Raw genomic sequence first — 23,655 nt, 5'->3', positions numbered from 1 at the left:
TGTTTTGGTTTCCAGTATTATACGCCTATAGTCCATATTCAGGTCAATTGAAAAAATAGGGTCCGTTCGCCCCAACGGTTATTGTTTGATGGCGCCCGCCGTAATCCCGGACACGATCCTTCGCTGCAGCAGAATAAACAGTGCCAAAACCGGCAGCACCGCCAGTGCGGACCCCGCCATAAGATGCTGCCAGTCGACCGCCTGGTGCCCCTGGAAAAGCGCCAGCCCGACCGGAAGCGTCCGCAGTTCCTCCCGAGACGTGAGGATATACGGGAAAAAGAACGAGTTCCAGTTGGTGAAGAAAATCTGGATTGCCAGAACCGCCAGGGCAGGCCGACAGACCGGCATAACGACTGCAAACAGGATACGGAACTCACCCGCTCCGTCGACTCGCGCCGCCTCTTCCATGGCGGGCGGTACTGATTCCACGTACTGCTTCACCAGGAATATGCCGATCGGATTCACCAGCCAGGGCAGAATAAGCGCCCCGTAGCTGTCGAACAAGCGGGCTTTCACACACAGCACATAGAGCGGAATGATGGTAACATGCGCCGGGATCATGAGTATCAGGATCACGGTTACAAACAACGCCTTGTTCGTCAGTGTGCGGTACCTCGCCAGCGTGTAGCCGGTCATGAAACAGAATACCAGGTTCCCTAGGGTGACCAGAATGCCAACCAGTGCTGAATTGAAGAGATACCGTCCCATGTTGGTCTGCACAAACAGGTCCGCAAAATTACCGAAAGTGAATCCGCCGCCGAACAATGACCCGAACGAAAGGCTATCTCCGGGCTGCAGGAACGCCACCCGAAACATCCAGACCAGCGGAAACACCATGACGACCAATAGACCGCCCAGCAATGAATACCGGAGAGCATTCGCCGGGAGTGAGACAGGTCTTACCATGAGTACTCCTGTCGGCGTCGAAACAGAATGAACTGCGCCAGCGAAAAAAGACCGATGATCGCAAACAGCGCGTAGGCTGCGGCCGACGCATACCCGAACTTGAACTGCGTGGTCAGGCCCGTATCATAAATGAAGTAGACGGTCGTGGCAGTATCGAATTTCCCTTTGGTCATCACGAACATTTCTGTGAAAATCTGAAACGACTTAATGGAATTGATAACGACTATAAACAGTGTTACCGGTCGTAACATCGGCAGTGTAATCGAAACGAACTGCCGCAGGGGGGAGGCGCCGTTGATTTCGGCCGCCTCATACAGCTCTTCGGGTATGGCTTTCAGTCCGGCCAGAAAGATCAGCATGTAGTAACCGACCGCCATCCACACATCCATCGCCATGATGGCATATAGCGCCGTCCCCGAATCGTACAAGAAACCATTCTCCGGTGGCGTCAATCCGATCACGTGGGCCAGAAGCGCAACATAGCCGCCCCGCGAATAGAGATTCGTAAAGATGAGCGAGATCACCACCAGTGACGTAATAGAGGGAAGGAAATATCCCGCCCGAAACAGTCCCCGTCCCCGGAACTGACGATTAACCAACAGTGCCATGGCCAGTGATAGGACCGTGGTAAATGGGATGGTTCCCAGAACGAACACAAACGTATTCTTGAGCGAGCTCACGAAATCCGGATCGCGAAACAGGGCACGGTAATTGTCCAGGCCAACCCATTGAAACGACTTCGCGAGCAGTTGATGATCGGTGAACCCCATGAACAGAGAGTACACCATGGGGAATGCCCAGAACAGGCCGAATGTCAGAAGCCAGGGGAGTCCCAGCGCCAGCGCGATCCCGCGATGCGCTCTCATTGCTTTGCGCGTGCCTGGGTGATTCTCGTCTGCGCGTTGCGGAGCGCCTGTGCCGGGAGCCGGGATCCGAACAGAGCGTCCTCGATCGCCTTCTCCAGTTCATCTTCGATCACCACCCAATGAGGGTCGACCGGGGGGTGCTCGGCGCTCTTAATCTGTTTGATGAACGCCTGCAAATGCGGGTTGCCGGTGAAATACGGATCCTGCTGCGCCAGTAGACTGGAGGGATTCGCCGAGCGGTTGGCCTTACAGAACCGGAGTTGATTCTCCGGCGATGTGACAAAGGCAATGAACTTGAGCGCGGCATCGTGGTTTTTTGATGCTTGGTTGATCGACAGAAATTCGCCACCGAGGAACGACTTGCCTGGATATTTTGGGCCCGGTATCGGCCCCGATTTGAAATCGATCTTCCGCTTCTCGACTTCGATGCGCTTCAGCAACCAGTCGCCGGAAATGATAAAACCGATCTTCCCATCAAGAAAGGCATCTTCGATACTCCTCTGGTCCCCCACAAACCCGGCCGAATCGTGCAGCTTCTTATAGAATTTGAGCGCATCAATTGCTTTCATCGATGAAATAATCGAATACCTGTTGTCGTCAGTGAAAAACTGTGCGCCGTTCGACCAGAAGAACGGAAGGAACTTCTTGTACAGGCGATGTTTCTCGGCCGTATTTGAACCCCACCCATAATAGTCTTTTCCGAGATGCCGGATATTGATCGCCGCCTGCTCCAATTGTGGCCAGTTATACGGCAGAAAGGAAGTGTCGTAGCCGGCCTTCCGCATCAGATCCTCGTTCGCAAACAGGACGCGTGTCCCCAGAATCCACGGCCTGCCAAACACCTTTCCGTCGTACGTGGCCAGCCCCCAGCCCTGGAAATTGCCGCTATCGGCAATGACCCGTTGCGATATATCCGCCAATTGCCCGTTGGCCGCAAACTGCGCGATCCAATCGCTCCCCAGCTCGACCACGTCAGGGCCGGTGCCGGATGCAAACGCGATCACAATCTTCTCCTGGCCATTGGCCCAGGTGAGATCGGTAATATTCACCTTGATGTCGGGATTGGCTTTCTCGAAATCGTCGACTATCGCCTGGATTGTCGGGCGCGAATCAGGGTCGGTCCAGAACTGCCACCACTCCAGAGTCGTCGTTGCTCGCGCGACAGATTGGGTGAGGACCGCAGTTACAATGAGAATCAGTAATTTTTGCATAGTATCGTTCCTAAAGCGGACCAATATATAGCAGGGAAGAGGCCGGGCAATCAAAAAATCTTTAGTTGATTGCACCGGTCCACGAAACTACTCTGGGTCACATGTGGCCAAACCACTGGACAATTCTGCTGACCCCCGGAACTGCCTGGTTTGACACCAGTCGGCTTCCTATTCTCCTTTTCGCCCTGCTCTCCTTGGCTGTCGTTTTGTACACCACGTGGCGCTCGCGGCACAAGACGAATCTACGTTTCCGCGAGATTGGCGGGCTTAAGGCCGTCGAAGAGGCGATCGGGCGAGCTACGGAGATGGCCCGCCCCGTTCTCTATACACCCGGTTGGGGCGGCGATATTCAGCGTCCCACCACCATCGCTTCAATGAATATCTTGAGCCAGGTGGCGGAGAAGACGGCCACCTACGATTGTCGCCTGCTGTATCCCACCCACGACCCGGTGATCATGTCGGTAGCTCAGGAGGTGATTCGTGAAAGCGCCGCCCGGGCCGGCTACCCTGAGCGGTTTCGAGACGAAGATACTCATTACGTCAGTTCATCGCAGTTCGGATATGCCGCAGCGGTCGAAGGGATCATCGCTCGTCGAAAACCTGCCGCCGTGTTCCTGCTCGGCACCTTCGAAGCCGAATCGCTCATTCTTGCGGAAACCGCCAACAGTGTCGGTGCGATCCAGGTCGCCGGCACTGACTCCACCATCCAGCTCGCATTTTTTATCGTCGCGTGCGACTACACGCTCATCGGTGAAGAGCTGTTCGCCGCATCAGGCTATCTCTCCGGTGATCCGGCGATCCTGGCCTCGGTGCGGGCCCAGGACTTGCTCAAGGTCGTTATCGCCGCTTTTCTCCTGATTGCGTTCATTTGGGCGGCGCTTGCTCCCTCCGCAACCTGGTGGAAATTCTAATGAATCGTCGCCTGCCACAATTGATCTGCGGTCTGTGCGGCGTTCTCATGTTCCTGTTGTTCTTCTCGAATCATCCCCTGGCCAAAGCCGTCAATCAGACTGCCCTCGATTACTGGCAGATCATCGCCGCCTTTGCGCTGCTCGTCGGCGTTGTCGGTTTTGCCAGGATTCACCTGAAAGGTATCCGGCAGGGGAGCGATATTCCATTCCGTGTTGTCGGACTCACCGGCATGGCCGCCATGCCAGCGGTTGCCATTATTTGGGGGATCGGCGGTGACTCGCCCTTCATGTGGCTGTTCGAAAATGTCCAGGCGCCAATGCAGTCAACCGTTTTCGCCCTCCTGGCGTTCTTTGTGGCTTCGGCCTCATTTCGCGGCTTTCGCGCCCGCTCGTTCCAGGCATCGGTCCTGCTGGGCGCCGCCCTCCTCGTGCTGCTCAGTCGTTCATCGCTCGAAGGATTCTCATCGAGCATCCTCAGCGACCTCGCCGATTGGTTGCGCAACAATCCCTCCATGGCGGCTCGCCGCGCTATCCTGATTGGCATCGGTCTCGGCTCATTGACCACCTCACTTCGCGTTCTGCTCGGTATCGAACGAACCTGGCTCGGAGGATCGCGGTGATTAGTCTGAGCACTCGCCACTGGTCCTTCCTTGGTCTGTTTGTAGTCGTCGTTGTAGCTATGCTCTCAGGCTTTCGCCCCGACATTCCTGTCACATCGGAGACACGCAAGCTGTTCGATTACATCGATTCACTCCCGTCCGGCTCGGTGCTCGTGGTTTCGTTTGACCATGAAGCATCCGCGTTGCCGGAGATCCGCCCGCTGGCACAGGCCGTGGTTCGACATGCCTTCCGTAAGGGGCACCGCCTAATCGGTTTGGCCCTGATGGCCGAGGGTACTGTCATCGGCTATCGGCTCATGGAGCAAACTGCCAGAGAGTTCGACCGAACATATGGCAGAGACTATGTCTATCTCGGTTTCAAACCGCAAAATATCGCCACCATGCTCTCGATGGGCGAATCGTTCTCACAGACCTTTCCCCAGGATTACTTTGGCGCTCCCTACGATCAACTTGACCTGATGAAAGGCGTCAATGATTATCGACAGGTCGCAGCAGTCATCTCTATCACCGACGGTAACATGCCCACGTATTGGATCGAATACGCCGGAGCTCGATTCGGTGTGAGAATATGCTCGGCAATGACCGCCGTCATGATGACTCAGTTCGACCCGTACGTCTCTTCCGGTCAACTCTATTCGCTGATCGGCGGTCTTCGGGGCGCCGCAGAATATGAGCGACTTCTGGCCGTGGGTGGCGGAGGCGCGCGCGGCATGCTGGCGCAGTCCGCATCGCACATCTATATCATAGTCCTTGTGATCATTGGTAATGTCCTGTACTTCCGAACTGGGCGGAAGGGGAGAGGTACGGTATGACAACAGGTACTCTCGTAGCTGCGGTGCTCACCGTTGCCGTCCTGACATTTCTCTATCGTGACAACCCCATCTATAAAATGGCCGAATATTTGCTTGTGGGCGTCTCAGTCGGGTACGTGCTGGTGATCACGTGGACGAACTCGGTGATGGACCTCCTGCTTGAGCCGTTGAGTGATGGCGGCCACTTTTACCTGTTGGCTCCATTCGCTCTGGGACTCTTGATGTTCGCCCGCTTTCACCCTCGCACCAGTCACCTGTCGCGAATCCCGCTCGCCGTCCTTATCGGCTCGGGCGCCGGTGTGGCCATACCGGCCATGCTTGGTCCGCGCGTGATGAAACAGGTATCGGAATCAGTGGCACCGCTGTTCGCAGCCGGTGGTTCGGTCGATATATCCGGCCTTGTCGTCCTGGTGGGCCTGGTTTGCACCCTGGCCTACTTCTATTTTTCCCGTGTCCGCGGCGGGGTCCTGGGCGTTGCCGCCAAATCCGGGACCTTCTTCCTGATGATCTTCTTCGGTGCCACGTTCGGCTACACCGTCATGTCCCGCATGTCGACGCTGATCGGCCGGATGGAGTTCCTCCTCGGCGACGTGCTTCACCTGGTGCGGTGACTCCGCCGTGATCTGCCCCCGCTGCAAACACCGCATGAAAGAACGCCGCCGAACCTATCACAAGCAGCGCAAATGGATCTGCCCGAAATGCGGACGAGTGCGCATGCAACGCGTCCGCAAAGCGAGCGCCGCGGACGCCGAAACAAACTGCGGCAATGACGCGTAACAGATGGCTATGCGCGGCGCGGGTTTTTTGTTGACCCAGTGCCAAGCGACGCCGACATTTGCTCACCTGTTGAAAGAGAACGCTATAATGTTTCTACGACTGGAAAACGTCCGCAAGGAATACAGCGGCAAGGTGGCTGTTGAGGCCCTTTCGCTCGCTGTGCCCAAGGGTGTCATTTACGGTCTGATCGGCCCGAACGGCGCCGGCAAGACCACCACCATCCGCATGGTAATGAATATCACTGCGCCTGATTCCGGCCATATCTACTTCGACAATCAGGAGTTGCGCGAACATTTCAAAGACCGCGTGGGGTACCTGCCCGAGGAACGCGGCTTGTATAAGAAAATGACCGTCGAGCAGGTTATTCTGTACATGGCGGAGTTGAAAGCATATCCGCCCTCGAAAGTCGTCCCGAAGATCGGCCCCTGGCTCGACCGGATGAACCTGCCCGACTATCGCAAGAAGAAAGTCGAGGAACTCTCCAAGGGCATGCAGCAGAAACTGCAGTTCATCACGACCATTATGCATGAACCGGAACTGCTGATACTCGATGAAATGTTCTCCGGACTCGACCCGCTCAACATGGAACTCTTAAAAGAGTGCATTCTCGAACTGAAACGATCCGGGACCACTATCCTCTTTTCAACCCACGTGATGGAGCAGGCCGAAAAGCTCTGCGATTACATCTGTATGATATCCAAGGGCCAAAAGGTGATCGACGGCCGTATGTCCGAAGTAAAAGCATCGTTCGGCAAGAATGCGGTCCAGATCGAGGTGGAAGGGGATGCGTCGTTCGTCCGTACGCTGCCAATGGTCGCAGCAGTCAACGATTTCAACAACTACTACGAGCTCGAACTGACACCAGGTGGCAATCCCGATGATATCCTGCAGGCGCTGGTGGGCAAGGTTCGCGTCAAACGGTTCGCGCTCGTTGAGCCCTCGCTCTACAGCATATTCATAAAGATGGCCAATATCGATCCTTCCGAATACACGCGTCCGTCCGTCGGGGTGGGAAATGGGTAAATTCTGGACGGTTTGCAAGTACGAATATGCACAAGTGGTGAAGAAGCGCTCCTTCTTAATAGGTCTGCTGCTGACACCGGTCATCATGGTGACCTTCATGGTGCTGCCGGCATTGTTCGCGAAAGCTGAAGTAAGCGACAGCGAGAAACTGGTGATCCTCGACCATTCCGGCCTGCAGTTGACCAGTCCGTTCATCGAAGCGATCCAGCAGTATACGCTGAAAGAGGGGACTGTGCCGGCGTACCTCGTGACCGGCGTCCTGACATCCGCGCCCGATGACACGGTCGCATACGGTCATCTCCTCGATTCTCTGAGAGAAGTGATCAACAGGAAAGAGGCTAAGTACGCCCTGGTGTTCGGGCCTCAGGCCCATGTAATCGACTCGGCCACCCTTCTCATCACCAACGAGGACAACCCCCGGACAGTGAACCGTTTCGAGAGGCACATATCCGAACTTCTTTCAGCCAAACGGCTGACCGTGTCCAATGTCAACCTGCCGGTGGATTCGGTCCTCCACCTCACCCGATCGGTCGAATTGCCTATACAGGATACTCGTGGACAGGCGGTATCGAGTGAAGTCAAGCTGTTTGCTCTGCTGATTATGATCATGCTCATCTATATCATGATTATCACCTACGGCGCCACGCTGCTGCGTTCGGTAGTGGACGAAAAGAGCAGTCGCATCATGGAGCTGCTCGTATCGTCGGTGTCACCGTTCGAGCTCATGATGGGCAAGATCATCGGCCTGGCCGGCGCCACCATGACCTCGGTTCTGGCATGGGTCGTGCTGGGACTGGCGGCCTATCTGGGCAGCGGCGCCTTCGCTATTCCGGTCTCCCCGGCGGTGGGCGCCATCATCTCAAATCCGGTGATCGTAGTCTGTTTCGTGCTGTTCCTCACTTCGGGCTATGTACTCTATTCAACCATCTTCGCGTTACTCGGCTCGATCATCAACAGTGAAAAAGAAGCACAGAATTTCTATTTCCCCATTATTATAGCTGTTATGATGCCGCTCTTTTTGTCGGGCTATCTGATCCAACAGCCCAATTCCACCGTGTCCATCGCCCTTTCCTTGTTTCCGTTTTTCGCTCCGACCATGATGATGGCACGAGTCGCAATCCTTGCACCGGGGCTCACCGAGTATTCGTTGTTTTCTGGCATCATTCTGCAGGCGATTGTCGCTTTTATCCTCGTACTGCTGGCGATTGCCGGTATGATCTGGGTGACCGGCAAGATCTTCCGCGTGGGGGTTCTCATGTACGGCAAGCGCCCAACGCTGCCCGAGCTGGTGAAATGGATAAGGTATTGAGAGGAATTACTCTGACGTTATGCGCCGCTTAATCTCCGGGATAACAGTCGTCATCGCGCTGGCCATTTCGGCGCTCTTTGCCGCCGGCCAATTGTCCGGTGTCAGCGGATCGAACGCACCAACAGCCCCATCGACCTCCAAAATGCCGTTTGCAGACTTGGACTTCGAAAAGGTCCGGTCCAATGGCCCCAAGTTGTCTCTGCGCTCCGCCATCCTCGTGAACTACCAGAACGGCGAGGTGCTGTATGCCAAGAACGCCGATATGGTGCATCCAATCGCCTCCATCAGCAAACTGGTAGCTGCGATGGTCGTGCTGGACTCGAAGATCGACCTGTCCAAGACACAGGTTATATCCAAAGAGGATGCCTATCGTTCTTCACGGTCGCATCTGGCCGCCGGCTGGGAATTGACTCTCAATGATCTGCTTCATGCGGCGCTCATGATCTCCGACAACCGCTCGACCCGGGCGCTGGCGCGCGCCGTCTCCGGGTCGGTCGAAAACTTCGTGATCGCCATGAATGAAAAGGCGCAACGACTCGGCCTGCGCAACACCGTGTTCTTCGACCCGACCGGCCTCGATGCCCGCAACGTGTCGACCGCCCATGAGGTCGCGTTGATCATGCACTATGCCTACAAATACCCTCAGATCGCGCAAATCACGTCAGACAAAAATTACCAGATCCGGGTGCTCAATCGCAAACGGCGGGTTCTCCGGCTTGGCAATTCCAACCGCCTTGTCAACTACTCGCCATTCACCGTCCTTGCCGGCAAGACCGGGCATATCGATGAATCCGCCTATTGCCTCGCCACGCTGGTTGCAAACCCGGCGGGGGAGAAGCTCACGCTGGTCGTCCTTGGCGCTCCGGGTGGCAAGTTGCGCTTCCGCGAGGCCCGCAAGCTGGCCCTCTGGGGCTTCAAGCAGATCTAAATAATCCCACCAAGTCGCACCGATCGGAGTTGAGGTGTGAACTGGCCGCGAGGGTGGGCCGAGCTTGGTGGCCAAAGAGACCAATGAGCGAGGCGATAGTGTCCCATAAGATATATTATGTTAACATACGGAACCGGAATCATAACCTGACCCGTCAAAGTATTCATCTGCTTGGAACCCTACCCTCTCACAACGATATTCAGTAGCCGCCCAGGCACATATATCTTCTTGAGTATTTGCTTACCGGCAGTGAATGACTTCACCTTTGGGCTCGCCTCGGCCGCTTCTTCTATGGTCGTCTGAGTCGCGTCCTTCGGTACCACAATTGCGTCACGGAGCTTCCCGTTGACCTGTACGGCAATCTCAATAGATTCGCCCACGACAGCTTCGGGATCATGCTGAGGCCACCGCGAACGAAATATTGACTCGCAGAAGCCGGTCAGTTCCCACAGCTCCTCGGCCAGATGCGGTGCCATCGGTGCCAGCAACTGCGTCGCTTTGAGAAGTATCTGATCGTTGAGCTCCTCGTTGTTGATCTGCTCGGCATCGTAGTCGCGCACCAACTCCATCAGGGCGGAAATAGCAGTATTAAACTGAAGCCGGTCGATACTCTCCGAAACCTTCTTAACCGTCTGGTTTAGTTTGACGTAGATGTTCCGCTCGCTATCAGTGAGCGTGTCGAGCTTAAAGTATCGCTTTAAGTCGGGGTTGGAGCCGCGATACTTTGACATCGAGGGGTACATGCGGTTGAGAACGAATTTCTCGACTCCCGTGATCCCTTCGTTGCTCCAGAGTACTTCTTTCTCCGACGGTGCCGTGAAATACATCGCCAGGCGTGTGATATCCACGCCCCGCTCGGCCATCAAGCCGATCGGTGACACGACATTCCCCTTGGACTTTGACATGACCTCCCCCTCAGCATCCATCACCATGCCATGATTGAACAAACGGGTCGACGGTTCGTCACAGGTCAGCCACCCGATATCCTTCAGGAACTTGGTAAAGAACCGGAAATAGAGCAGGTGTCCGGTCGCGTGGGTCACTCCCCCCACATAAAGATCGATCGGCATCCACCGATTCGCCTTGTCCCTGGCGAACGGCTCGTTGGAGTTTGACGGGTCTAAGTAGCGCAGGAAATACCATGACGAGCAGACAAAGGTATCCATGGTGTCCGGGTCTCGTTGAGCCTTGCCACCACAACTCGGACAGGTCACGTTTGTGAACTCCGGGACATCGGCCAGTGGGGATCTCCCCTTGGGCATGTAATTCTCGACCCTGGGCAGTATCACCGGTAGATCCCTGTCGGGCACCGGCAGTTCGCCACACTTGGGACAGTGGATGATGGGAATGGGACAACCCCAGTAGCGCTGGCGCGATATGGACCAATCTTTCAGCTTGTAATTCACCTTTCGACGCCCAATACCGCTTCTCTCGGCAAAGTCGGACAGCTTTGCAATTGCCTCCTCTCCCGAGAGGCCATTGAACTGGCCCGAGTTGACCATAGGGCCATAGTCCACGAATGCGTCTGTCATCTTATTGACATCCAGCACGGTATGCTGGTCAGGATGAATTACCACTTTAATTGGAATGGCGTATTTCTTGGCGAACGCGAAATCTCTCGTGTCATGCGCCGGCACTGCCATGACCACCCCGGTGCCGTACCCGGCCAGAACATAGTCGGCCACCCAAAGCTGCACTCTCTCCCCGTTGAACGGATTAACGGCATACTTGCCGGTGAAGACACCATCCTTATCGAGAGTGACCGTGGCGCGCTCGATATCGCTCCGCCCGGCGGCCAGCCGCTGATACTCCTGCACCTTTAGCTTGTAATCGGGCGCAAGATTCAACCGCTCCAAAATCTCCGACTCCGGCGAAATAGCCATGAATGTCACACCGAATATCGTGTCTGGCCGCGTCGTGAAGATCGGCAGCTTCTCCCCAGTCCCCTCGATCGTGAAGTCCACTTCAAGCCCATATGAGCGACCGATCCACTCCTTTTGCATAGTCTTGACGTTGTCGGGCCACCCGGGCAGTTTGTCTAGGTCGTCGATCAACCGGTCGGCATACGCGGTAATCTTGAAATACCATTGGATCTGATCCTTCTTGACCACGGCCGTGCCGCAGCGTTCGCATTTGCCGTCCTTCACCTGTTCGTTGGCCAGGACCGTCTTGTCTTCGGGGCACCAATTGACAAAACCGCGTTTGCGGTATGCCAGCCCCTTCTTGAAGAGTTGAACAAACATCCACTGGGTCCATTTGTAGTAATCAGGCAGGCAGGAGTTGACCTCCCGCGACCAGTCGAACGAGATGCCGACCTGCTGGAGAGTCTTGCGCGAGACGGCTATGTTTTCGAGAGTCCATGCTTCCGGGTGAATGCCGCGTTGTATGGCCGCCCGCTCCGCCGGCAGCCCAAAAGCATCCCAGCCGAACGGGTGCAAAACCGCTTTTCCCAGCATCATCTGTCGCCGTGCCACGGCGTCACCGATAATGTAGTTTCTGAAATGCCCCATATGGATATCCCCTGACGGATAGGCGAACATGACCAGCATGTAGAACTTGTTGTCATGGTCGGGGGATTCCGGGGCCTTATGGAGCTGCTCCTTCTCCCACCGCTGCTGCCACTTTTCTTCTATTCGCTTGAAGTCGTACCGTTTCGTTTTGGTCGATGGTTCCATTACAGACATCCTCGCGCTCTCATAGTGACGCGAATAGTAGTATATCACCTGCCGTTTTGCAAGATTCCAAAACATCCCCTACGACTGTCACAAGCCCGTCAGGACTGTCGTCGAAGGGTATTCAGGAGAATTGTTCCGCCGGAAAGATAGTTCGTGATCGCTACCTTCAGCGCTTCAACCTGCCTCCACGGTCCGTGGGACAGCTTCATTCTGACGGACAGCGACGTATCGTATCCGTAGATCGGGATCCGGCCGGTGGACAAATGCGAGTCCGATCCCGTCGGGAATTTCATGGTGTATCCGCGCGTGAAGCCGACCGAGTGTGCGATCCTGGCCACTCTGGCGTCGGTTCGCCCGAAAGGATAGCTCAACCGCGTGACCGTTTTGCCCAGAAGGTCTTCCAGAATCCCTTTGGAATGACGCAGCTCAGCAAACAGCTGCCGGTCATCCAGTGAGCGAAGATCGACATGTCTGTGTCCGTGTGAACCGAATTCAACTCCCCATTCGTCGAGCCGGCGAATCTCCTCCCGGTTCAGATGCTTGCACGGAAACAACAAGTGCGAATAATCCCATTTGTTTGACTTCCCAATAAGTTCAGTTGGCATAAACACGTGCGGTCGTATGTCGAATTGGTCGATAAGCGACGGCAGAAGGTCCATCAGGTGTCCGTAGCCATCGTCAAATGAGACAACGAGACTGTGAGCGTGTGGCACTGAATGCCGCCCGCCAAAAGAAAAACCTGCCCGATGCAGTTGGTCGAGCAGGCCGAAGATTCTCCTGGGCGAGAAGTTGGTTACACTATAACTGAACCGTGAGACACTCTTGTGGAAAACAAGCGTCGTTTCTCCCGACGTCTCCCCTTGTGATCGTACAGTTGGCCCGCCATCAGATAAGACCGCGGAGCGCCCGCGCCTCGACTGGTCCAAGTACTGCCGCTGCTGCTTTGGTTTCATCGAATATCTCGTTCGCCAGCTCCATCAACTTCGACGATCTGATGTCGTCGATCTCCTTCACCATCTCCCCCAGTGACTGATACGTGCCGATCATCAACTCCTGCAGGGCGATGCGGTTCATCCGGCTGGTGGTCGATTCCATCCCTAAAATCAGATGCCCCTGCATCTGTGATTTCAACTGCCGCAGCTGAAGCCCGGGCAGCCGCTCCCGTTTCAATCGCCGCAGCTCGCCCAGTATCAACTCAAGCGCTTTTCGTAAATGCCGCTTGTCGGTGCCAAGATATGCGCCGAAGACACCGGCATCGCGATAAAAATCGGTGAACGTGTATACCGAATAGGCCAACCCGCGGTCCTCGCGGATTTTCTGAAATAGCACTGATGACATACCGCCCCCCAGATACGAGCTGAGAGCCAGTAACGCCATTTTGTCCCGCGAACTGTAACTCGGGGCACCAAATCCCAGACAGAAATGCGTCTGCTTCTGCGGCGTCCGTTCGATAGTGATCTGATGCAGCTTTGAACGCCCTGCCCTTTCTGCGGGTGCAGCCTGGCAGCTCGGGAAATGAAATTTCTTCCGGACCAATGCTACCAGTTTGTCGTGCGAAATGGCGCCACTCGCCGCGACCACGATCGACCCCGCACAGTAGTTTCTCTTGAGAAAACCGACCACTTTCTCTCGGGTCAGCCCCCGGATGTTCTCCGGCGAACCCATGATCGGCTGACCGAGCGGATGTTCCCCCCAGTAGGTTCGCGCGAAGACGTCGTGGATCCGGTCCGACGGATTGTCGAGCGATTCCTTGATCTCCTCGAGCACTACCTGCTTCTCCCGGTTGACGTGGACGGACGTCAACGTCGAGTTGCAGGTGAGGTCCGACAACACGTCGATGGCGGTGTCCAGATGCCGGTCCAGGAACCGGGCGTGATAGCAGGTCTGCTCGCGCGAGGTGAACCCGTTCAGCGAGCCACCCAGTGATTCCAGCGCCGAGGCCAATTCCCGGGCGGTCCGTTTCCGGGTTCCCTTGAACAACATGTGCTCGATAAAATGAGAGAGACCGTTTTCCTCCGGTCTCTCATTTCGTGAGCCGATATCGATCCATACCCCCAGCGAGACGGAACGTATCGACGGCAGCGCTTCCGTGACCACCCGAAGCCCGCTGGCCAGAGTGGTTTTCCGAAAGACGCCGGTATCCCCTATGTTTCGCCCTTTCCGAATGGTGGTCAGACCTTCTCCCTTTCCTTGGACCCTTGCAGCAGGGCCTTGCGGGAGAGACGGATCTTACCGTCACCGTCGATGTTGATCACTTTGACCTCCATGCGGTCGCCGACCTTACAGATATCCTCGACGCGTCGCACGCGGGCGGTATCGAGTTCCGATATATGCACAAGGCCGTCGGTGCCGGGCAGGATCTCGACAAAGGCGCCGAATTCCGCCACGCGGCGGACCGTACCGTTGTACACCTTGCCTATCTCGGCCTCTTCAACGATAGCCTGCACGCGCGCCATGGCTGCCTTGCCGGCCTCCGCATCGACACTGGCGATCAGCACCGTGCCGTCATCGGTGATGTCGATCTTGGCGCCGGTCTCCTCGATGATGCCACGAATGATCTTGCCGCCGGGGCCGATCACCTCGCCGATCTTGGACGGGTTGATCTTGAGGATCAGGATGCGCGGTGCAAAGTTGGAAATATCGTCGCGGTGTTTGGAGATAGTGGCGTTCATTTTGCCAAGAATGAACAACCGCGCCTTGCGGGCATTCTCCAGTGCACGGCGCATCGTCTCGATATCGAGCCCGACGATCTTGATATCCATCTGGATCGAGGTGACTCCGGTAACCGAGCCGGCCACTTTGAAATCCATGTCGCCGAAATGGTCCTCGTCGCCGAGAATGTCCGTCAGAATGACCACTTTCTCCTGCTCCTTGATGAGTCCCATCGCAATTCCCGCTATCGCGGTCTTGATCGGCACGCCGGCATCCATGAGCGCCAGCGAACCGCCGCACACGGTGGCCATCGATGACGAACCGTTGGATTCGAGAATATCGGATACCACGCGCACGGTGTATGGGAAACTGACCTCGGACGGGATCACCGGCACGAGTGCCCGCTCGGCGAGCGCGCCGTGTCCGACCTCACGACGGCTGGTGCCGCGGATCGGCTTGGTCTCGCCCGTTGAGAACGGCGGGAAGTTGTAGTGCAGCATGTAACTCTTGGAGGATTCCCCCTCGAGCTCATCGAGTTTCTGCTCATCCATCTTGGTGCCGAGCGTGATCGCCACCAATGCCTGTGTCTGACCGCGGGTGAACAGCGCCGAGCCGTGTGCGCGCGGCAGAACACCCACATCGCATGTGATCTCGCGAATGTCGTCCGGTCCACGACCGTCGATGCGCTTGTTCTCGCGCAGGATCATCTCACGCATGGAGGCCGAATCGAGTTCCTCCAGGACTCCCTTGATCTTCCCTTCCATCTCCGGAAACGCTTCCGCCAGATCGGTCAGGACCTTCATCTGGAATTCCTTCTTCTGGTTGCGACGGGTTTCTTTGTCGGCGATCCGGTTGAACTCGTCGTACTTGCTGCCGGCCAGTTCCTTCACCTTCGCCACCATCGTCGCATCAACCGCCACCGGCGTGTATGTGAACTTCGGCTTCCCGCAGGCCGCCTTCAGTTCCTCGATCTTCGCCACGATCATTTTGATATGATCATGACCGAACATAATCGCCTGCACGATGTCCTCCTCGGAGACCTCTCGGGCTCCCCCCTCAACCATCGTAATGCTGTCAGCGGAACCGGCCATGGTGATGGACAGGGTGCTCCCCTCAAGCTGCTCAATCGTGGGGTTTATGACCAGCTGTCCGTCGACACGCCCCACGCGAACGCCGGCTATCGTCATCTGAATCGGCACATCCGACACGGCAATAGCGGCGCCCGTGCCGATCAGCGCCAGGATGTCCGTGTCGTTTTGCTGGTCGTGCGAAATGACGTAGCTGATGCACTGTGTCTCGCCGCGAAAGTCCTCCGGAAAGAGCGGACGGATCGGCCGGTCGATAATGCGGGCCGAAAGGATCTCCTTCTCCGACGGTCGTCCCTCACGCTTGAAAAACCCGCCCGGGATCTTCCCTGCTGCATATGATTTCTCGCGATACTCGACCGTGAGCGGGAAGAAATCCTGCCCCTCTTTGGGTTCCTGGTTTGCACAGACCGTGCTGATGACCATCGAATCGGCATAGCGGACGGTGACGGCGCCGTTGGCCTGCTTGGCCATCCTGCCGCATTCGATCGTCATCGTACGACCGCCGATCTCAAATTCTACTTTGTGAACCATAAATGAAATACCTGTTCCTTACCTATCGCCGCAGCCCAAGCTCGGCAATGACCTCGCGATAGCTGACGATATCGCGATCTTTCAAATAATCCAACAAACGGCGACGCTGTCCGACCAGCTTCAACAGTCCGTGTCGGGTGTGATAATCCTTCTTGTGCGTCTTGAGATGCTCTGTGATCATGTTCACCCGCTCCGTCAACAGAGCGATCTGCACCTCGGGCGAGCCGGTGTCCGACTCGTGAAGGCGATGCTGCAGAATGGTCTTGGCCTTCTGCTCCTTCGTTACTGGCATGCTGTTTCTCCTTGTTTCACTATTCCCATAATATGCTGTTTGTCTTTTTCGATCTGCTGCACCAAGTCGCCGGTCGACGGGAACACCCGATTCTCCCGCACGAACCGGGTCGGGTACACGGTGATCTCTTCATCGTAAATATCGCGATCGAAGTCGAAGATGTTGGCTTCGACCGTGATCCGTCCCGCCGGATTGAAGTGGTTGCGCCCGATAAACATCATTCCCTTGAATTCTTCACCCTCTACCTGCACACGGCATGCATACACGCCCTCGGTCGGCAGCAGTTTGGCGGCGCCGTGATGTACATTTGCGGTCGGGTAGCCCAGCTTGCGGCCAAGCCCGATCCCCCGCTCCACCGTGCCGTATATCGCGTAATCGTGGCCCAGCAACCGCACGGCCTCGTCAAATCGCCCGCTGTCGAACGCCTTGCGTATCCGCGACGACGAGACTGCCATCCCCGCCACCATGACGGGCTCCACAACCTCAACCTCAAAACCGTATTCCTGTCCCAATCGTTTCAACTCGGCCGGATTCCCCGTGCGATTCTTGCCGAACGCGTGGTCGTAACCTACAATTAACCGACGCACTCCGATACCTGCAATGAGAACTTCTTTCACGAATTGCTCGGCCGACTTGTTCATGAGCACCTGGTCAAATGCGAGCACGAGCACCCGGCCCTCGAAAAAACACGGGATGAACTGTTCCTTCTCTTCGATGGTCGTTAATAACCGGGGTGGCCGCTCCGGCTGCACCACCACGCGTGGGTGTGGATCGAACGTGACCAGGATTGATTCCAGTCCGGTCACCTTGCCGGCTTCCCGAACGCGTGCGAAAATCGCCTGATGACCGCGGTGGATCCCGTCGAACGTCCCGATAGTCACCACGGCGCCCGATTCGGGACGAGGTCCCAGATTCGCCAATCCACGAACAAACCGATTCTTCACGCCAGCACCCGCAAGTATTCTGTCAGCGGCGTTCCGACGTGCAATGCGAACTGGCAGGAATCCGCTCCGGCTACGCCCATGGCCAGCACATCGTGACTGTCCTTGACGATCACCCTGTCCCCGGCTCTGAAATCGCCCCGATACCCAGCGATGTCGGTCCAGTGAGGCAGTCTTCCGAACCCTACCGATTCGCTGAACTGTTCTGCGATCTGAATTGCCCCCCAGGGAAGGGCGCTGTCGATCGGAGAGATCAGGTCTGGCAGTGCTCCGCCCCCGGCCCGCGACGCCAGTTGTTCCAATGTCAGCGCCTGCTCGATCCGAAACGAGCCCATGCGGGTCCGCCGCAGACCTGAAAGGTATGCCCCACAGCCCAGTCGTTCGCCGATATCATGCGCCAGAGACCGAACGTACGTCCCCTTTGAACACGTCACCGCAAGCGCCAGGAACGGCGGATCGTACTGAACGACACAGAGCGAGCTGATCACTACCTCGCGTTCGGGCAATGCTATTTCTTTCCCCTTGCGGGCGATCTTATACAGGCGTTTTCCGTCGATCTGTACCGAAGAATACGCTGGAACTCTCTGGCGAATAGAGCCGGTAAAATCCGGAAGTATGCGCGAGATGTCGTCAAGGGTAATTATCGGCACGGTCGCCGATGCGGGGTCGCCAATAACGCCTTCGGCATCGTACGTGGTGGATCGGACACCCAGCCGCAGTTGTGCCAGGTACTCCTTCTCTTCGATCATCAAGTATTGCGAAATCTTGGTGGCTTTGCCGAGGCACATGACCAGAAGGCCGGTCGCGAGCGGGTCAAGCGTACCGGTATGCCCCACGGTCTGTTGTCCCACTATCCGGCGCACCTTCCCCACTACGTCATGGCTCGACATGCCCGTCGGTTTGTCTACCAGCAGCACGCCGTGGAATCGGTCACGGTCACCCATTGCCTGCCTCCGTCAATAAACGAACTATCTCCGCCCGCGCTCGCTCCAAAGGCAGCGGCAGGGTACAACCGGCCGCGTTGTAATGACCGCCCCCGCCGAATTGTGCGGCGATACCCGATACATTGATGCCGTTGGCCGAACGCAAGGAGACCTTGGTCCTGGCAACATCGAGCTCTTTTAGCAGCGCGCCGGCCAACACCCCTTCGCTGAATAACGTGTAGTCCACCAGGCCGTCCGATTCCGACTCCTCTGCGCCCGCCTCCCGTAACATCTGCTTTGTCAGCGTCAGTAAACAGATCCGACCATGGTCGTGGAATTCAAGAGTGTTCAGCACCGCTCCGATCAGCTTCATTGTGCTCGGACGAACGTTGTAGTACACCATATTGCAGATCTTGTGCGGGTCAGCTCCCGCTGCGATCAGTTCGCCGGCCACGGCCATGGTGCGAGGTGACGTGGAGCTGTACCGGAATCGTCCGGTATCGGTCAGTATGGCCGTATACAATTGCTCGGCCACATCGGCAGTTGGTCTGTAACCGTCCGCCCGGAAATATTCATACACCATCTCACCGACCGATGACATGCTGCTGTCCACCCAATTGATTCGCCCGAAAGCCGCGTTGTCCCGATGATGATCGATGTTCACGATCGGCAAGCCGTCCTTCAGCCACCGACAGGCGGTCCCAATCCGTTCGATATTCGGACACTCCAGGATGACGGCAGCGTCGATAGTCGTATCGTCGGGCAGCGATTCGGTTCGGGGTATCGACTCAGCTCCATGGAGAAAGCGGTACTTGTGCGGAACCTCCGAATCGCGGACCAGGAGCGGTTCTTTTCCCAGATGGCGCACGTAGCTGGCGAACGCCAGCTGTGTTCCCAGGGCATCGCCGTCCGGGTCGATATGGGAGGCAACAAGGATACGCCGGGCGCCAAGCAGGATCTCTCGGATCGCACCGGCCGGCATCACCGTGGTCGATATGGCGTTATGTGTCTTTGCGTTCATTCCTGATTTCATTCAGCAATTGCTCGATCCGGATGCCCTCTTCAATCGATGGGTCGAACTTAAACCGGAACTCCGGAATTGTGCGCACTCGCAAATTTCGTCCCACCAATGACCGTATTCGCTTGTTTTCTTTAATCAGATATCCATCCAGCTTGTCCCGATGCGCCTGGTCCCCCAGGTACGAGTAATAGACAGTGGCGTAGCGAAGATCGTCGCTGAGCCGAACATGGGTGAACGTCACCAGGCCGGGCATCTTATCGGCCAACTCCTGTGCCAGCAGACTCGAGATGTCGCGCAGGATTTGCTCGGCCAGTCGGTCCGATCGCTTATATTGCTTCACAGCCATCTACCCCCGTTGCGCACAGCTCCGCAAGGTAGCACGAGCTCCGGTCCTCCAGGATCGCTCTATCAATCCAGCGTCCGTGCCGTCTCGACGGTCTCGAATGCCTCGATAATATCGCCGACCTTGACGTCATTGAAATTCTCGATGCCGATACCGCACTCAAACCCCTCTTTTACTTCGCGCGCATCGTCTTTGAACCGTTTGAGGGAGCCGACCGTCCCGCTCAGTATCACCTTGCCGTCACGCGTCAGGCGAATATGGTCTTTTCTGTTGATGCGCCCCTCCTTAACATAGCAACCCGCTATCACTCCTACCTTGGGCACCCGGAACGTATTGCGCACCTCTGCCATGCCTACAAACTTCTCCGAAATCGTGGGCGCCAGCAGCCCTTCGAGCGCCTTCCGGACGTCCTGTTCGGCTTCATAGATGATATTGTACTGCCGGATATCCACTTTCTCACGACGCGCCAACTCGCGGGCCCGGCTGTCCGGTGTCACCTGGAATCCGATAATGATCGCATTGGAAGCGGCCGCCAGCAGGACATCCGATTCCGTGATCCCGCCCACACCCTGACGAATGATGTTTGTTTTCACCTCGCTGGTCGAGATCTTGCCGAGCGTGTCCGACAGCACCTCTACCGAGCCATCCACATCCCCCTTGATAACCAGACGGACTTCTTTGATCTGCCCCTCTTTGATCTGGTCGAATACTCGGTCAAGTGTAACCGCCCCGTGGGGACGACGGAAATCCGATTCGCGCTTCACCTGGCTTCGCTTGAGCGAGATCTCCTTGGCTTCCTGGTCATCCTTGACCGCGAGGAAGCTGTCGCCGGCTTGCGGCACGCCGCCTAAACCGGTGATCTGCGCAGGCGTCGCCGGCCCTACTATTGACAACCTTTTGTCCCGGTCATTGGTAATAGTGCGGATACGTCCGCTCCAGACACCGGCCACGATCGGGTCCCCAACCTCGCACGTTCCCTTCTGGATGAGAACAGTGGCCACAGGACCACGTCCCCTTTCCAGTCGAGCGTCCACCACCACACCCTGAGCCCGGATCTCCGGGTCCGCCTTGAGATCCATCATCTCCGCCTGCAGGACTATCATATCAAGCAGCTTGTCGACCCCAAGGCCGGACTTGGCTGAAACTTCGACCATGATGGTCTTGCCGCCCCATTCCTCGGCCAACAGGTTGTGCTGCGCCAGTTGCGTGCGGACCGCTTCAGGGTTGGCGGTCGGCTTGTCGACTTTATTGATCGCCACAATGATCGGCACGTTGGCGGCCCGTGCGTGGTCGATCGCCTCTACCGTCTGCGGCATAACCGATTCATCCGCCGCCACCACCAGCACGACCAGGTCGGTGATTTGTGCTCCGCGGGCACGCATGGCCGTGAACGCCTCATGCCCCGGCGTATCCAAAAACACGATCCGCTGGTCGCCATGCGTGACCTCATACGCCCCGATATGCTGCGTGATCGCACCCGCCTCGCCGGCAACAACATTCGTCTTGCGGATATAGTCCAACAGCGAAGTCTTGCCGTGGTCCACGTGCCCCATGACGGTCACCACCGGCGCCCGGGTGGCGAGACTCTCTTCGCTTTCCTCTTCGCGAGCTTCTTCGCCGATCTCCGCCACTGGCCGGACCTCAAAGTCATATTCCGCAGCCACCATCTCGATCGTATCCATATCCAGACGCTGATTGATGGTCGCCATCATGCCCATTTCCATCAGCTTGGCCACTACCTCAACCGGCTTCCGGTCCAGCAGTCTGGCCAACTCGGCCACCGACATAAACTCATTGACCTCGATCACATTGGTCTCCTCGACCTGCGTCGAGACATCGTCACTGTCGGACCGTCTGACTTTCCGTTTGGTGCGTGCCGTGGAAAGGTTGGCCATGGTGGCCTTGAACGCACGTGCCACTTCGAGTTGATTGACGTCACGTCGGTCTTTCCGTTTGCGGCGCTCCTTTTTCTTTTTCTTCTTATCGATACGTCGCATGAGATCGGTTACCGGACTCTGCGTGCCGGACACTTTGATACCGCCGATGTTCATCTGTGACGAGATCGGCTGAACCGGCGCGCCTGGAACTGGCGGCACAGGTGTCGGCGGCGCTGCGGCAGCAGCGGCGGCGGCCGTTACCTTTTCACGCACCTGAACCTTCTGCTCCATCTCCTTTTTGGCTTCCTGCTTCTCGCGGGCGAATTTCTGCTCAACCGCCAGAACCAACTCGGTCGTCGCCACCGACATATGCGACTTCGGCGTGAACCCAAGCTCCAGGACGATCTTCATCATCGCCGCTGCGGAGACATTATGCTCCTTGGCCAGTTCGTAGATGCGTACTGTCTTTATTGCCATGTTCTTTCACCTCCCGGAGCCGCTGCGCCGCTCTGACCGGTGCGGGCCGGTTTCGTGTCCCTGTCCTATGGGCGCTCCTCGCCCTTGTCGGCCGTGTCATTCACGTGCGGGGTCTCCGACCCCTCGTCGACAAACACATCGCTGACTTCCAGCTTCGCTTCCTCTTCCGGCTGGGCCGTGCCCGCCTTCTTCTCCGCGGCCTCGCGCTGGCTCCGCTCCCTCTCCAGCCGTTCGACAAACGCCTTGGCCTTCTCGATCAGGGTGTCGGCCGTCTTCTGGCCGATCCCTTCGATCTTCATCAATATCTCCGGCGAGGCCAGCGCCAGGCGCTGTACCGAGCTGATATCCGCATCAAGCAGCCGATCGCGCAATTTCGTCCCAACGCCTTCCAGCTCACCCACCGGCACCAGCAGTTCGGCCTCACGACGCTTCATTTCGTTGTATTCGGACTCGGAGACAATGTCCACTTTCCAACCCGTCAGCTTCGATGCCAGACGGGCATTCTGGCCATTCCGACCGATCGCCAGCGATAGCTTCTCATCCTCGACCGCCACCCGCATTTTTTTCTCCATATCGAATACATCGATATGGTACACCTTGGCCGGCGCCAGCGCGCGCGTGACAAACACCTCGGAATTCGATGAGAACGGCACGATATCGATCCGCTCATTGTTCAACTCGCGGACAATACTCTGTACCCGCACCCCCTTGATCCCCACGCAGGCCCCCACCGGATCGATCCGTTCATCGGAGGAATACACGGCGATTTTGGCCCGCTCGCCGGGTTCACGGGCGATCGCGCGGATTTCGATCACTTTCTCGTATATCTCCGGCACCTCCAGTGCGAACAAGGCGCGCAGAAATTCGTTGTTCACGCGCGACAACACGATCTGCGGCCCGCGCGGCGATTTCTGCACGTCCTGGATATACGCCCTGATCCGGTCCCCCTGGCGGAACTTCTCACGCGGGATCTGCTCCTTGATCGGCAGAATCGCCTCGCCACGCCCCAGATTGACAATCACATTTCCCTTGTCGATATGCTGCACCACGCCGGTGATCAGCGTCCCCACCTTGTCGATGTACTCGGCATAGATTCGCTCGTGCTCGGCGTCACGGATCTTCTGGATCAGGATCTGCTTGGCCGAGTTGATGGCGTTGCGGCCGAACTCGGATTCGTAATCAAGGTATTCATCGAGATCATCCCCGAGTTTGGCGTCCGAGTCGATCTCGCGAGCTTCTGCCAGCCCGATCTCGATCGTCGGGTCCGTCACCTGCTCCATCACCTTGCGGGTCCGGATCATGTACAGCTCGTTGGCCTTCTTGTCGAACTTGAAGGAGATATTGTCGGTGAACGCGTATTTCTTCTTCGCCGCCGCCATGAGACTGGTCTCAAGCGTCTCCACGACCGCATCGAAATCGATATTCTTTTCCCGCGCGATGAGTGTCATCGCTTCGACCATGTCAAATGCCAT

Annotated in this window: 21 protein-coding genes; 7 read left to right on the top strand and 14 right to left on the bottom strand. The window is 56.9% G+C overall.

Annotation, left to right across the window (positions count from 1 at the left end; translation table 11 throughout):
• Window positions 1-78 precede the first annotated feature (78 nt).
• From AB1644_08115 to AB1644_08105, 3 genes are read right to left on the bottom strand one after another with little or no spacing between them, the layout of a single operon-like run.
• A complete protein-coding gene (locus tag AB1644_08115; protein ID MEW6051008.1) occupies window positions 79-906 on the bottom strand; it encodes a carbohydrate ABC transporter permease in 828 nt (275 codons plus the stop codon).
• Window positions 900-1,772, bottom strand: coding sequence for a sugar ABC transporter permease (locus AB1644_08110; GenBank protein MEW6051007.1), 873 nt, complete (start codon window positions 1,770-1,772; stop codon window positions 900-902). Before AB1644_08110 ends, AB1644_08115 begins: the two co-directional genes overlap by 7 nt.
• Entirely contained in the window at window positions 1,769-2,983 is a 1,215-nt protein-coding gene (locus tag AB1644_08105; GenBank protein ID MEW6051006.1) for an extracellular solute-binding protein, read from the bottom strand. Before AB1644_08105 ends, AB1644_08110 begins: the two co-directional genes overlap by 4 nt.
• A gap of 101 nt (window positions 2,984-3,084) precedes the next feature.
• Here AB1644_08105 and AB1644_08100 point away from each other — a divergent pair, with 101 nt between their 5' ends.
• The 7 genes from AB1644_08100 to AB1644_08070 all read left to right on the top strand — a co-directional run bounded on the left by AB1644_08100 (window position 3,085) and on the right by AB1644_08070 (window position 9,363).
• A complete protein-coding gene (locus AB1644_08100) occupies window positions 3,085-3,894 on the top strand; it encodes a DUF6754 domain-containing protein (GenBank protein ID MEW6051005.1) in 810 nt (269 codons plus the stop codon).
• On the top strand, window positions 3,894-4,514 hold the full coding sequence (locus AB1644_08095) for a hypothetical protein (protein ID MEW6051004.1): 621 nt from the start codon (window positions 3,894-3,896) through the stop codon (window positions 4,512-4,514). The genes AB1644_08100 and AB1644_08095 overlap by 1 nt, the downstream gene beginning before the upstream one ends.
• Window positions 4,511-5,326 (top strand): hypothetical protein, encoded by an 816-nt coding sequence (locus tag AB1644_08090; protein ID MEW6051003.1) that lies wholly within the window; start codon window positions 4,511-4,513, stop codon window positions 5,324-5,326. The genes AB1644_08095 and AB1644_08090 overlap by 4 nt, the downstream gene beginning before the upstream one ends.
• On the top strand, window positions 5,323-5,937 hold the full coding sequence (locus AB1644_08085; GenBank protein MEW6051002.1) for a hypothetical protein: 615 nt from the start codon (window positions 5,323-5,325) through the stop codon (window positions 5,935-5,937). Before AB1644_08090 ends, AB1644_08085 begins: the two co-directional genes overlap by 4 nt.
• 253 nt (window positions 5,938-6,190) lie before the next feature.
• Window positions 6,191-7,126, top strand: coding sequence for an ATP-binding cassette domain-containing protein (locus tag AB1644_08080; protein ID MEW6051001.1), 936 nt, complete (start codon window positions 6,191-6,193; stop codon window positions 7,124-7,126).
• Entirely contained in the window at window positions 7,119-8,435 is a 1,317-nt protein-coding gene (locus AB1644_08075) for an ABC transporter permease (protein MEW6051000.1), read from the top strand. Before AB1644_08080 ends, AB1644_08075 begins: the two co-directional genes overlap by 8 nt.
• Window positions 8,436-8,454: 19 nt before the next feature.
• Complete coding sequence (locus AB1644_08070; protein ID MEW6050999.1) at window positions 8,455-9,363, top strand: serine hydrolase; 909 nt, start codon at window positions 8,455-8,457, stop codon at window positions 9,361-9,363.
• Between the two features lie 179 nt (window positions 9,364-9,542).
• On the opposite strand, the gene leuS is transcribed toward AB1644_08070, so the two are convergent.
• The 11 genes from leuS to nusA all read right to left on the bottom strand — a co-directional run bounded on the left by leuS (window position 9,543) and on the right by nusA (window position 23,655).
• Complete coding sequence (gene leuS, locus AB1644_08065) at window positions 9,543-12,038, bottom strand: leucine--tRNA ligase (GenBank protein ID MEW6050998.1); 2,496 nt, start codon at window positions 12,036-12,038, stop codon at window positions 9,543-9,545.
• Between the two features lie 98 nt (window positions 12,039-12,136).
• Entirely contained in the window at window positions 12,137-12,991 is an 855-nt protein-coding gene (locus AB1644_08060; protein MEW6050997.1) for a polysaccharide deacetylase family protein, read from the bottom strand.
• On the bottom strand, window positions 12,924-14,135 hold the full coding sequence (locus AB1644_08055) for a pitrilysin family protein (protein MEW6050996.1): 1,212 nt from the start codon (window positions 14,133-14,135) through the stop codon (window positions 12,924-12,926). Before AB1644_08055 ends, AB1644_08060 begins: the two co-directional genes overlap by 68 nt.
• A 74-nt stretch (window positions 14,136-14,209) precedes the next feature.
• Window positions 14,210-16,309 (bottom strand): polyribonucleotide nucleotidyltransferase, encoded by a 2,100-nt coding sequence (gene pnp, locus AB1644_08050; protein MEW6050995.1) that lies wholly within the window; start codon window positions 16,307-16,309, stop codon window positions 14,210-14,212.
• A gap of 22 nt (window positions 16,310-16,331) precedes the next feature.
• A complete protein-coding gene (gene rpsO, locus AB1644_08045) occupies window positions 16,332-16,601 on the bottom strand; it encodes a 30S ribosomal protein S15 (GenBank protein MEW6050994.1) in 270 nt (89 codons plus the stop codon).
• On the bottom strand, window positions 16,592-17,545 hold the full coding sequence (locus AB1644_08040; protein ID MEW6050993.1) for a bifunctional riboflavin kinase/FAD synthetase: 954 nt from the start codon (window positions 17,543-17,545) through the stop codon (window positions 16,592-16,594). The genes rpsO and AB1644_08040 overlap by 10 nt, the downstream gene beginning before the upstream one ends.
• Entirely contained in the window at window positions 17,542-18,486 is a 945-nt protein-coding gene (gene truB, locus AB1644_08035) for a tRNA pseudouridine(55) synthase TruB (protein MEW6050992.1), read from the bottom strand. The genes AB1644_08040 and truB overlap by 4 nt, the downstream gene beginning before the upstream one ends.
• Window positions 18,479-19,486: a bifunctional oligoribonuclease/PAP phosphatase NrnA gene (locus AB1644_08030; protein MEW6050991.1), complete on the bottom strand. Its 1,008-nt coding sequence runs from the start codon at window positions 19,484-19,486 to the stop codon at window positions 18,479-18,481. The genes truB and AB1644_08030 overlap by 8 nt, the downstream gene beginning before the upstream one ends.
• Window positions 19,467-19,832, bottom strand: coding sequence for a 30S ribosome-binding factor RbfA (gene rbfA / locus AB1644_08025; GenBank protein ID MEW6050990.1), 366 nt, complete (start codon window positions 19,830-19,832; stop codon window positions 19,467-19,469). Before rbfA ends, AB1644_08030 begins: the two co-directional genes overlap by 20 nt.
• Before the next feature lie 62 nt (window positions 19,833-19,894).
• Window positions 19,895-22,183, bottom strand: coding sequence for a translation initiation factor IF-2 (infB, locus tag AB1644_08020; protein MEW6050989.1), 2,289 nt, complete (start codon window positions 22,181-22,183; stop codon window positions 19,895-19,897).
• Between the two features lie 65 nt (window positions 22,184-22,248).
• Complete coding sequence (nusA, locus tag AB1644_08015) at window positions 22,249-23,655, bottom strand: transcription termination factor NusA (GenBank protein MEW6050988.1); 1,407 nt, start codon at window positions 23,653-23,655, stop codon at window positions 22,249-22,251.

Source organism: Candidatus Zixiibacteriota bacterium (assembly GCA_040753875.1).
Taxonomy (GTDB): domain Bacteria; phylum Zixibacteria; class MSB-5A5; order GN15; family FEB-12; genus DATKJY01.
The sequence above is the reverse complement of the archived record's forward strand: the minus strand, read 5'-3'. Positions and strand labels throughout refer to the sequence as shown.